This window comes from Shewanella sp. 10N.286.51.B7, assembly GCF_002873615.1.
GTDB classification, from domain to species: domain Bacteria; phylum Pseudomonadota; class Gammaproteobacteria; order Enterobacterales; family Shewanellaceae; genus Shewanella; species Shewanella electrodiphila.
Window position 1 is genome coordinate 92,461 of record NZ_MCUF01000018.1, and the last position, 11,308, is coordinate 103,768.

At 40.1% G+C, this 11,308-nt stretch carries 9 protein-coding genes; 3 read left to right on the forward strand and 6 right to left on the reverse strand.

The annotated features are described in order from the left end of the window. Window positions 1-67: 67 nt before the first annotated feature. From BCU84_RS02960 to BCU84_RS02970, 3 genes are all read right to left on the reverse strand, one after another. Window positions 68-823: an oligogalacturonate-specific porin KdgM family protein gene (locus BCU84_RS02960; protein WP_102526609.1), complete on the reverse strand. Its 756-nt coding sequence runs from the start codon at window positions 821-823 to the stop codon at window positions 68-70. 91 nt (window positions 824-914) lie between these two features. After that, complete coding sequence (locus BCU84_RS02965; protein ID WP_102526610.1) at window positions 915-3,482, reverse strand: hypothetical protein; 2,568 nt, start codon at window positions 3,480-3,482, stop codon at window positions 915-917. A 39-nt stretch (window positions 3,483-3,521) separates the two neighbouring features. Continuing rightward, entirely contained in the window at window positions 3,522-5,072 is a 1,551-nt protein-coding gene (locus BCU84_RS02970) for a polysaccharide lyase 6 family protein (RefSeq protein WP_102526611.1), read from the reverse strand. A gap of 299 nt (window positions 5,073-5,371) precedes the next feature. Between BCU84_RS02970 and BCU84_RS02975 the strand changes: the two genes are divergently transcribed. The 3 genes from BCU84_RS02975 (at window position 5,372) to BCU84_RS02985 (ending at window position 9,017) form a co-directional block, all read left to right on the forward strand. Continuing rightward, the gene (locus tag BCU84_RS02975; RefSeq protein ID WP_102526612.1) at window positions 5,372-6,325 is read left to right on the forward strand and encodes a polysaccharide lyase family 7 protein; all 954 of its coding nucleotides are present in this window, start codon (window positions 5,372-5,374) and stop codon (window positions 6,323-6,325) included. 107 nt (window positions 6,326-6,432) lie between these two features. After that, window positions 6,433-8,298, forward strand: a complete 1,866-nt coding sequence (locus tag BCU84_RS02980) for a putative nucleotidyltransferase substrate binding domain-containing protein (protein WP_102526613.1) — start codon at window positions 6,433-6,435, stop codon at window positions 8,296-8,298. Then, window positions 8,298-9,017, forward strand: coding sequence for a 3'-5' exonuclease (locus BCU84_RS02985; RefSeq protein ID WP_102526614.1), 720 nt, complete (start codon window positions 8,298-8,300; stop codon window positions 9,015-9,017). Before BCU84_RS02980 ends, BCU84_RS02985 begins: the two co-directional genes overlap by 1 nt. 232 nt (window positions 9,018-9,249) lie before the next feature. On the opposite strand, the gene BCU84_RS02990 is transcribed toward BCU84_RS02985, so the two are convergent. Genes BCU84_RS02990 through BCU84_RS03000 form a run of 3 tightly spaced genes read right to left on the reverse strand, consistent with a single transcriptional unit; the run spans window position 9,250 to window position 10,516 of the window. Then, entirely contained in the window at window positions 9,250-9,711 is a 462-nt protein-coding gene (locus BCU84_RS02990; RefSeq protein WP_102526615.1) for a hypothetical protein, read from the reverse strand. Beyond that, window positions 9,711-10,124 carry a helix-turn-helix transcriptional regulator gene (locus BCU84_RS02995; protein ID WP_102526616.1) on the reverse strand — a complete coding sequence of 138 codons (414 nt, stop codon included), beginning with the start codon at window positions 10,122-10,124 and terminating at the stop codon, window positions 9,711-9,713. The genes BCU84_RS02990 and BCU84_RS02995 overlap by 1 nt, the downstream gene beginning before the upstream one ends. 2 nt (window positions 10,125-10,126) lie before the next feature. After that, a complete protein-coding gene (locus BCU84_RS03000; RefSeq protein WP_102526617.1) occupies window positions 10,127-10,516 on the reverse strand; it encodes a hypothetical protein in 390 nt (129 codons plus the stop codon). Window positions 10,517-11,308 lie beyond the last annotated feature (792 nt).

Consider the following 11,308-nt stretch of genomic DNA (forward strand, 5'->3'; position numbering starts at 1 on the left):
TAAAAACAAAAAAACCGACAATGCCAACGCATCATCGGTTTATCATTTACGGCTAATTTCTCACCAACTAGAAGCGGAACTTATAACCAAACTCAATGGCATTATCACGTTCACCATACCACTCATAATCACTGCCTAAATGGCTGGATTTAAGGAGTTCAGACTTAATTTTATACTTGCCATAGAATGCATGAGCACGGGCGTTTGGCAGACGGTATTCCGCGCTAAATTCATGCTCCCATACCGTGCCTTTGTTGTTATCAAATACGTTGTCATCCAGTTTGTCTTTGTAAATCGCATCATAAACAAATCTAAAGTCATTCCACGTATACGTTAACCACAGGTCATAACGCATTTCTTTACCCACAGCATCATCATAAACACCGCTACTTAGGCTCAAACGATCTAAATCCTCAGAGTAACGGGCACGGAATTTCATTCGAAAATCTTTGGTTATGCGGTAGCCATAAAAGGCGCCAAGACGAAGCTTTTTAGCGTTTTCTTTGATTTGGTAATCCAGCAATGGACCAACTTCGTGTTCATTCTTATCGCCCCAACGATGACGATAACCCGTTTTAACAGTAAATTCATATTGATCAGGTGCATAACCTGTTTCAAGCTCAGTTTTACTGCGGTCATATTGCCATACTTGTTCAAAGCCGAAGTTAAAACCGTTATCCATTCTGTGGCTAAACTCAAGTTTAGGACGATCTGTACGGCCATCTAATACTTTATGTTCCCACTTCATTGTAATGGTGCTGTTCGCTAGTGCTGAACCACTCACCATACTTAATAAGCCCAAGGCTAAAATTGATTTTTTCATCTTAAAATATCTTCCTGTAGGTAGTTAAATACCCGGCATGTGCATCGCACATGCCTTATCAATATCGAATAAATTACAATTCAAGGCGTAATTAGTTGTGAGTGTTACCAGTAAATACATTGGTACTTTCAGCTGGTAAACGAGCGAAAATAGCAGCATCACGCACACCTTCGCCCACATCATTAACCGCTTCTAGGGTGTAATCAGTGAAGGTGTTGTTGCTCACGGTGACAGCACAAGTATTTTCGTTGTCAGCATCTTTAATGACGCCGCCACTTGAATCACCAATTTTGACTGCAGCAGTTTCTTTATTACCATCGCCAATAATGCTGAAACTATTGCCATCAACTAGCGTACCCATGCGTCCTTTACTTGAACTACAGGTCAGCTTGACCATGTCATTTTGTAAGTTACGGCTTTGAGAAAGGAATTCACTGCCCGTTAAGTTAATGAAACCGTATGAACGGATCCAAGCTCCTTTATTTTCGATTTGATCTTGTTCGGTGATATTTGAAGCGTCGAATGAAAGGTTATCCAAGATGATTGGCATACCATCCTCACCGACTTTTTGAATATTAATGACTGCTTCTTTGGCATCATCTGTCGCGCCACATTTAGCTATGGCGTCATTATTAAACGTGATGTTTGTGATTTGTGCACCCGCCGCACCATCAACCACATCAATACAAGCACTACCTGAGATAGCCGCGCCAGTTTGACCTGTTAACGTGATGGCTCTATCGATGGTAATCACACCTGTTGAATATTCAAAGCTTGCGCCTAAAGTAATGGTGCTACCCGCTGTTGCAGCTTGAATTGCCGCATTAACTTCATCAACATTTTCAGGGTAAGTCGGCTCAGGATCTGTGCCGCCACCTGTTACCGTGTTATTGGTTTCAGTCGTATCACCAAAGACATCGTAAAGTGCAGTGCCAATATCGTTGTTTTCGCTGATTAACGCATTGAATTTATCAAAGGTATTGTCAGTGAACTCAGCGCCACAGTTTTTATCTTCTTGGCCTAAGTTACTTGGCACACCAATGGTTGCAGCGATTGTCATACCTGAAGTGTTATCAGCGCCCAAACCAAAAGTGCTACCTGAAATGATTGAACCACGTGGATCACTGTTTGAGCCACCACGAGAAGCAGAGCTTCCACAGTTTAGATATACAATATTTTGCGCATCGGCTGATTTATTGACAAATTCAGAGTCAGAAATATCGACTAAACCACGAGAGTAAACCCAAGCATCACTCTCACCCGTTGACTCTTCGAACCCGCTACCGTCAAAGGTTAAGTTTTCAAGCGCAACTGCTGTTTTATCTTTACCCACTTTACCGATGTTAATAATAGAAGTTGAGGTGCTTTCACCCGAACCACAGTCATTCATCACGATATTTTCAAAGCCGATGTTAGAAATCTTTGCTTGATTACCGTTACGTAAAATTTCAGCTGCTTCTGTTGGAATATCAATACAAACTGCGCCAGAGAAGATAGCTTGCTCTGTCTCAGTCACAACGCCTTCTGAATCAGTTGATTGTAAGGTAATAGCTTGATTGATAATTAAGGTTCCGGCATCAGCAAAGTCACCAGCAACATCTAAACTAATAACAGTGCCTGAACTTGCCGCATCAATTGCTGCATGTAACTCAGCAACCGTTGTCACCACATCAGGAACTTCTGGTGGAACACCTGGGTCGGTATCACCATCAGTTAAGGTATTGTCAGATTCAGTGGTATCACCAAATACATCATAAAGTGCAGTTGATTGATCGCTAGTTTCGCTGATTAAAAAGCCAAATTTTTCGAATGTATTGCCTGTAAAGGTCGCAGCACAATTCTTATTTTCTTGACCTAAGTTGCTAGGCACACCGATTGTGGCCGCTTTAGTCGCATCATTTGCATTGATTTCAGCCAGTGCAAAGATATTGCCAGCCATGATAGAGCCAAGATCATTGGCGTAACTACCGCCTCGAGATGCTGAACTACCACAGTTCAGGTAAATCATACTTTGCGCATCAGTCGATTTATTGGTAAATACACTGTCTGAAATATTCACTAAACCACGAGAATAAACCCAAGCAGCACTATCACTGGTAGATTCTTCGAAGCCAGTGCCATCAAAAGACAGGTTATCTAAAATAACCGCTGTTTTATCTTTACCGACTTTACCGATATTAATAATTGAATTAGAGGTGCTTTCACCTAAGCCACAGCTATCCATGACGATGTTTTCAAACGCCAAGTTTGAAATACGCGCTTGCTCACCACCACGAAGAATTTCTGCAGCTTCAGTAGGAATATCAATACAAACCGCGCCAGATAAAATCGCCTGCTCATTTTCTACAGGATCATCAATTGCGCCATCGGCATCAGAGGTAATTAGGGTAATGGCTTTATTAATAACAATAGTGCCAACATTTTCAAAGCTACCATCGATATTCAAGCCGATAACAGTACCCGCTTCTGCGGTATCAATTGCTGACAATAACTCAGCTGAACTTGAAGCAACCACATCGGCTACATCAGGTGTTTCAACGGGTGGTTGCCCTGGATCTGTTCCACCATCCCCTGGAGGTTCATCATAAAAGTCACAACCTGCTACTAAACTTGTCGATAAAGCAATGGCCACTAAAGCCGATATTTTTTTAATTCTCATTTTACTGCCCCATTAATGAGTTTAACGTTCATCTTTTTATTATTTGATGCGATAGCTCGCACCCGTATCTTGAGTCGTTAGTACTTTCAGTCCTTTAGCACCACCATCGAAATTAGTCGCTTCAAGCAAACCATTTTCAGCGCGCTGTAGTTGAGGATTACGGTAAATAACCCCGTCCCATGGCAGTTCGATGCCCGCCACTGGGCCATAGTACAAATCATTTTCGTAAGTTGGGTTCACCAAAGGTGCAACGCTTTCATTACCCGTGAGAGCCAAAGTTCTTGAACCTTGCGCATAAGACAGGTTGTTCTTAAAGCTCAGATCGGTACCCGCAAAAATGGTGCTCACTTTGGCATTGTCATAAAGGCTGACGCGGTGAGTTTTGGTGGAATAAAGGAAGTTTTGGCGAGAGTCGATAATGGTGTTGTTTTCAATTTTAACTTTATAAGGTGTCGCCTGTTTATTGAGCTCTTTACCTTTCACATCATTATTTAAGGTTTCACCTGCAGCAACATCAGTGATACCAGTGTTCACAGCGATACCGCCACGCACATCACCAGTGCCCATTACTCGCTCAATGTAGTTATTGCGAATCGTATGACCTGCATCATAGAAACGAATACCACCAGATTGCTTTTTGTTGTTACCTAAAATGACATTGTCTTCTACTACATTGTCGGTACCGTGACGCAGTGAAATCATCGAAGCATTATCAACAAAAGTATTGCCTCTAAGCGTGTTACCGCCTGATTTCAATGAAACTAATTCAGTCTCACCATCACACTTCAAAAATAAATTACCTTCGATTAAGGTTTTTGAAGCGTAAATTGAGCTCTTAGAGTCACCTAAACGAATGGCTTCCCAGCTATTTGAGTTATAACGTACAGCATCTGGATTATCGAACTCATTAAACTGGTTGTGCTGTTGGTTATAAAAAAGATTACCTTTGATGGTGTGATGATCAGCGGTGGTGTCGCCTTTTTTCTTTTGTACACCAATCAAGGTGCCGCGTTTATGCTTACCTTCAAAAGTATTGTTGATTAGGCTGTTGTGTTTACCGTATAAGGAAATCCACAAATATTTAGGGTATTCAGCGCGTCTGTCGTCAGGCTGATAAAGGTAGTCATCATTGAAGAAGTAGAAAGTAGAATTAGTTAGCGTATTATTATCACCACGGAAGACCACACCGCCCATTCTTTCTGCTGGGCCTCCATCGGTAAATACCACACCGTCTAAGGTAATATTGTCACCACGAAGATTAAACTGTACTAAACCGGTAAACCAAACTTCCCCAGGGTTCGCAGCTTTAATCGTGACATTGTTTGCTTTGATATCGAACTTGCCAAGGTTGGCATATTTTCCAGCATCGATAACCAGCGTTTCGCCATCTTGGAGTGTGAGTAATTTATCTTTTAATGCTGCAGCATCAGCACTTTGCAAAGATGACGCAGCAATAGCACTTTTATTATTTTGCTCAACCATTGGTCCTGTGATTGTTGCTGTCCCCACAACATCAACCGCAGGCTCGGTAGCTGCACAACCTGCCAGCAATACCAAAGAAATAGCTGAAGCGATAATACGCTTTTTCATACTTTCCCCTTTCCTATTTGTATTATTTAACACAAGCTTATTTGTATTATTAATCTTTTGGTAGGAAAAACTGTGAGATTGTTCATAAACTAACTAATTAGGAGTATATAATTGATTATTCTTTGCAACCAAAGCAAAAAAACCTTTAACAATGAGACTTTCAGGGTAAACTTTAATCACAAAAATTAACAATGGTCTCATTAGCTGATTGCTAATTGACTAGAATATTAAAAATTTCTCCCACAAATTCGTTTGAAAAAGTAAGATATATTGTCTTACAAATAAGGAAGGTTATCGTTATGTTAATGCGAATATTTATCTCTAATGTATTACTTATACTTCTTTTAGGTTGTTCAGGTTCTTCTGATTCACCTGAAACGCCACCTGAAACGCCTCCTGAAGTGCCTCCAGAAGTGCCTCCGTGCGAAACCTGCAATTGGACAATTGAGCAGTGGAAATTGACTATTCCTGAGAGCAAAGACAGCTTTTATGGTTCAGGCGGAACGAGTGCTGCAGAACTAAAACCTGGGACATGCAGTAATAATCAAACCTTCTCAAATGACACAGACATCGCTTATTTCTGGACTGAAACCAATCCACAGCAAATGGTGTTTAACCTTGATTTAGGCATAGATGGCGCGACGACACCCAATACCCAGTATGTGCGCTCTGAATTACGTGAGCTATATCGATACGATACTGAAAGTGCATGCTCTACAAGCAATCAAAATTGGTCTATTAGTGGTGAGCATCAATTAATGGCATCGCTGAACATCATTCAATATCCACAAATCTCATCGACGACACCAAAAGTGATTGTTGGCCAAGTACATGGCAAAGATATCAAGCAAGCATTGGTAAAAGTATTATGGGAGGGCGAGGATAAGCCTGTCAGAGTCATATTAAATGACACGTTCAATCCTAATAATGAGACTTGTGATACTTGTCAGCCTTTCAGTATCGAACTAGGCACAGCCCCAGCGTACGAAGATTGGCAATACTCGATTCATCTTGATACTGATGGCGTAACGCTTTCAACTACAATTGCAGGCGCTACAACTCAAAAAACGTTAAAATGGGGCGAACCTGTGATCGCAAATAATGGCCAAGAATACACCTTAGATACCGCTTGGCTTGGTGAAGAATATTACTTTAAAGCTGGCATATACCCTCAAATAGTGACGTCGTCGAACTATGTTGGACAAATATTTGAAGTCGGCTTTACCGAACTTAAGGTAACTCATACTCCATAGCTAGGCATGATCGTAACTGTCCAGGCTGCATAAATTTTCATGCAGCTTGATAAAATTGAGTTTAAGCTATGTAAGATCATGAGTTATTCATTATTTAAGGTATAAAAATGGACGAATCTTTACTTCCTAATGTCATCCAATTTATTGGACAAATCGATCCATTTGATAAACTGCCTAAAGCCGTAGTTCGCGACCTTGCTGAAGTGGTTAAAATTATTTATGTTTCTCAAGGTGAAGTTGTTGATTTATCTTCAGATAATCAAGAAAAGCATTTGTATATTGTGCGCTCAGGCGCAATGGAGCAACGTAAAAAAAGTGGTGTGTTACGCGCCCGTCTAGAATCAGAAGACTTATTTGGCTTCACCTTTTTAGATTCTGATGTTGATGACGACCAAGGTTATCAAGCTATCGCCATTGAGCCCTGCTTACTGTACCTGATCCCTCATTCAGCACTGCAAAGCTTGTTTACTAAGACACCTGAATACGCAGAACATTTTGCATCACAAGCACAAGTACGTTTGAACTCGGCATTAGACGTTGTCTGGTCAAATAAAGAAAAAGGCTTGTTCATTCGCAAGGTAAAAGATGTCGCCAGTGGTCGTATTGCTGTGGTCACCGCCGATATGAGCATTCAAGCTGTCGCCCATGAAATGCGCATGATTAAACGTACATCCTGCGCTGTCATTTACGAAGATGACAAAATTGTCGGCTTGATTACCGACCGTGATATGACCAAACGCGTCATTGTGGAAGGCTACCCAATTGATAACCCAATTAAAGATGTGATGACATCGAATCCGCTCACTGTCGCACCCGATGATCTTGTTCTGCAAGCTGCCTCACTAATGATGCAATACAACGTGCGTAATCTTCCTGTCGTCGAAGACAACAAAGTCGTCGGGTTATTAACTACGACACACTTAGTGCAAAACCACCGTATGCAGGCCATTTTTCTAATTGAGAAAATTAAGTATGCTGTCAGTGTCAAAGAACTTGCTGAATTAAACCCAGAGCGCCAAGCCATTTTCGAAGCTTTAGTAGAAGGCAAAGTGGTACCTGAAACCATCGGCAAAGTAATGGCGATGATTTTCGATGCTTACACTCGACGATTAATCAATATCATGATTGATCAACTAGGCCAGCCGCCCTGCGAATTTGCCTGGATTGTCGCAGGCTCCCATGCCCGCAACGAAGTACATTGCTTAACGGATCAAGATAGTGCAATCGTGTTAGCCGATAACGCTACTGCCAATGATCGGATTTACTTCAAACATTTAGCCGAATTTGTCACTCAAGGGCTTAATCGTTGTGATTACCCACTTTGCACGGGCTTTTATATGCCAACCACTGAAAAGTGGTGCCAACCATTATCAATGTGGAAGCAATATTATAAAAAGTGGGTCGCTAACCCTGAATACGAACGCCTACTCAATATCAGTGTATTTTTAGAGATTAGAACTGCATTTGGTAATCAGCAGTTTGAACATGAATTACATGAGTCTATGCATAACCATATTCGTGCAAATGCAGAATTCTTGGGGATCTTAGTCAAAGACGCGACAAATACCAGTCCACCCCTCGGTATCTTTAATTCATTAGTGCTAGAAAAAAGTGGTGAGAATAATAAGACTCTGAATATCAAAAAATATGCGATTAACTTAATTATCGATCTAGCAAGGATTTATGCCTTAGCTGTTGGCAGTGATGCACTGCAAACAGAGGCTCGTTTCCAAGCGGCTAATGATGCGGGAGTATTAAGTGATGATGCCTTTAAAAATATTATGGGCGCATACCGCTTTATTTTGTCGTTCAGATACAGCCATCAACTAACGGCATTAAAGGAAGGCAAAGTTCCTAATAACCATATTAATCCAGATACTTTTGGTAGCTTCGAGCGTAAACATTTAAAAGACGCCTTTCGGATCATTGCCGATCAACAAGATGCCGCTAAACTGCGCTTTGGAAATATCTAATGGCTCTTTTAGACTATTTCCATCCTCTGTCGGTTTTAAAAAGGCAACGTGAAAGTTTTCTTATTAAAGACAGCTCAATGCAAAATCTGCTTAAGCCGACCAAAGCGGAGCTGCCAGAACTTAAGGCGTTATGCAAAGACTTAACCTACGTGGTACTCGACATCGAAACCACGGGCTTCGATCCTGTTGATGATGACATTCTCAGTATGGGTTGGGTAGTGATTAACAACCAACAAATTGACTTAGCCAATTGCCAACACCTGTATATTAAGAACTGTGACAAAGTAAAACCTGAATCCGCAGTCATCAATCACATCACTCCACAAATGTTAGATAACGGCATTTCACTGCATGAGGCAATGAACTACTTTTTCACTCAATTGGGCGACAGGGTATTAGTGGCTCACGGTTCAGTGATTGAATCGGGGTTTATTAACTACTACGCCAAAAAGTATTGGCAACTGCCTACGCTGCCTTTACTTTGGCTCGATACTTTATGCTTGGAGAAGCATTTTGCTACCGCGATAGATCATTACTCTGATGTTGATCTCACCTTAGCAGGCACCCGCAAACGTTATGGCTTGCCTGAATATAATAGTCATAACGCATTAGTCGATGCTCTCGGGGCGGCAGAATTATTGTTGGCGCAACAAAAAAGGTTATCTCGAGGCAGTCGCGACAGCTTTGCCCGACTCTATCGATTAAGTCAGAAGAAATAGCAAAAAATACGACAGAGAAGTGTACGACCATATTAAAGTTTGATCATTTTCAAACATACTTTTGGGCAGAAATAATTTAAAGCTGAAACTCTGAAAGCAACAACTTCCATTAGGGAAAGTATGGCGACCTGATATGTGGTAACGCTTTGCTAAGCGGATAAAAATGGTTGGTTAAAATCGCGAAGCGATAACCAACTGTTTTTATTCCGTTTAAGCAACTTGTTAAATGGGTTTAAACTCTTAATGGAGGGATTGTTATTGGATTTATATTTAAACGGGCACAAGATGATTGAAGTACTTCTCTCCAATATGGCCAAACGTGATAGAAGACATGTTGCTCTCCAAATTGATTAATTTCATCTTCAGATAACTCACAAGGTGATTCATATTGTGCTACAAACTCTGACCTAATTTCCAGAAGAGGCTCAATTGAAGTACCTGTATCTTCATTTTCAAAATCTTCATCGGATACAAACCTTATTCCAATTACTGTATATAGTTTATAAAGCCACTTTCCTTCTTCGATTTCTAAACTTTTATACATTTTCAAGCCTTTAAGCTCTTGAGAATTTTCCAAGTAGCGATCTTCAAAGTCTTCCGAATCAAGTTCATCACAAAGGTTTACATATAAGTTTTTTAATGTGACAGACTGAATTAATAGATTATCTGCACATTTTTTTATTTCAGGTGTCATCAAGCGACCTTTTTCTTAGACCATTCGGCATCATAAGCAAGATAAACTTTCTGCGTTTTTTCTTTACGCAGAATTTTGTTCGTAAATGTTTGTTTGCCTGATTTTACCCAACCTGTTTGATTTGGTTGTGCAGGCTCTACTGGTAGTTTAATTTCAGGTTTGAAACCTAAAGCGAAACATATATCTGAGAACGAACCTAAAGTCATATTCCTAGACCCACTTAACACCTGCGTAACATAGGACTTTGATTTCCCAAGCCTTCTCGCAAGTTCTGCTTTAGAAAGAGATAGATCTTCAAGCATTAATAATAAATCTTCAGTAACATTGAATACAAGGTCTTCTCTAGCGTACGCTTTTTCATCAGCATTACTGAAGTGTTTACCTTTCGAGTAAAACATATCTTTTGCACTCATATTTATTTCTCCTTACTCTTCCAATTCGTATGTACTTTTTCAGTATCTCTTTTATCGAGTTTCTGTTGGTCTTTATAGGTATAATGACTTATAAAGTACGTATTTGGATGTTTTGTTGATAACCAACAATAAGCTCTAACTGGTATTTTCTTAAATGCATTAAACTTCCCTTTTCCCTCAGGTAAATTACCTTCCTGCGGAAAGTTCTCCTTAGACATTCTCTTGCCATTGGCTAAACGCTCAATAAGCTGAATGATTGCATTTTTAACTGTTCTCTTCTTTTTATGAGGAGAAACACTTAGTAACGCACTCTCAAAACTCTCTAAGGCTTTATCGCAATGCTCCACTGTGAAATGTGTGCCTACGTGTTTATCTTTAAGCTTCTCTGTCACTCTATATTGTTCTCAATTAGTATAGTTAACATATATGTTAACTTCCAGTTGATTAGACACTTTTATAAAACTAAATGCAATCAATTTATTCAGATATCAAATAAATTAGAATCAAATTTGATATGAATACCCATTTAACATTTGTATAGTGCGCATGCGCGTTTATTTGGCAAACGCGCATGCACATTTAATAAACCTATTATTTAAGCCTTACTAAAGTAAAGCGATTGATTTATAAGCACTCTACCAGAGTGGTATTGGATAAACGAGCACAAATATTTGCAAAGTGAGCATTGAAATTGATGCCTTATCTGAAGTAATCAGCAGCAGTCACTTATCGATTAACAAAAGTAGGTCAATGGGCTTGTTATTTATCTGTACTGCTTATCGGCTGTAACTCTCAACGGGACAAAAACGTTTAAGGTCACCAATTCTATATTTCATTTATATTGGCTCAGTTACAGCAGACCATTACTTCTATCTAATCCATTGCCTGCCGCAGGCTTATGTGCAGATACAGCTGCGAGACGCTACAAGTACGTCCATGTAAGCTCTGCCAAAACATCCATGTTTTGGTCATATTTGTTCCCGACAAATAATGACATTCCCGCCATCCTTGGCAGTCAGAAGCTCGCTGCTGCATCTACACTGGGATTATTATCTCTTCGATTTGACTATATTTGTGACAATTTAAAAAGCTAAATTACTCAAGTTGCGTGGGTGCTTTTGATCTTCTTTGAATGTTCAATTTGAAATGAGGTAAGCAAGAAAATTACGTGAGTCCAGACATGG

Bases quoted from the DNA above. Each gene is read 5' to 3' on its own strand.
- BCU84_RS02975 (WP_102526612.1), top strand. From the start codon at position 5,372: ATGTTAATGCGAATATTTATCTCTAATGTATTACTTATACTTCTTTTA.
- BCU84_RS02980 (WP_102526613.1), top strand. From the start codon at position 6,433: ATGGACGAATCTTTACTTCCTAATGTCATCCAATTTATTGGACAAATC.
- BCU84_RS02965 (WP_102526610.1), bottom strand. From the start codon at position 3,482: ATGAGAATTAAAAAAATATCGGCTTTAGTGGCCATTGCTTTATCGACA.
- BCU84_RS02970 (WP_102526611.1), bottom strand. From the start codon at position 5,072: ATGAAAAAGCGTATTATCGCTTCAGCTATTTCTTTGGTATTGCTGGCA.
- BCU84_RS02995 (WP_102526616.1), bottom strand. From the start codon at position 10,124: ATGAGTGCAAAAGATATGTTTTACTCGAAAGGTAAACACTTCAGTAAT.
- BCU84_RS02990 (WP_102526615.1), bottom strand. From the start codon at position 9,711: ATGACACCTGAAATAAAAAAATGTGCAGATAATCTATTAATTCAGTCT.
- BCU84_RS02985 (WP_102526614.1), top strand. From the start codon at position 8,298: ATGGCTCTTTTAGACTATTTCCATCCTCTGTCGGTTTTAAAAAGGCAA.
- BCU84_RS02960 (WP_102526609.1), bottom strand. From the start codon at position 823: ATGAAAAAATCAATTTTAGCCTTGGGCTTATTAAGTATGGTGAGTGGT.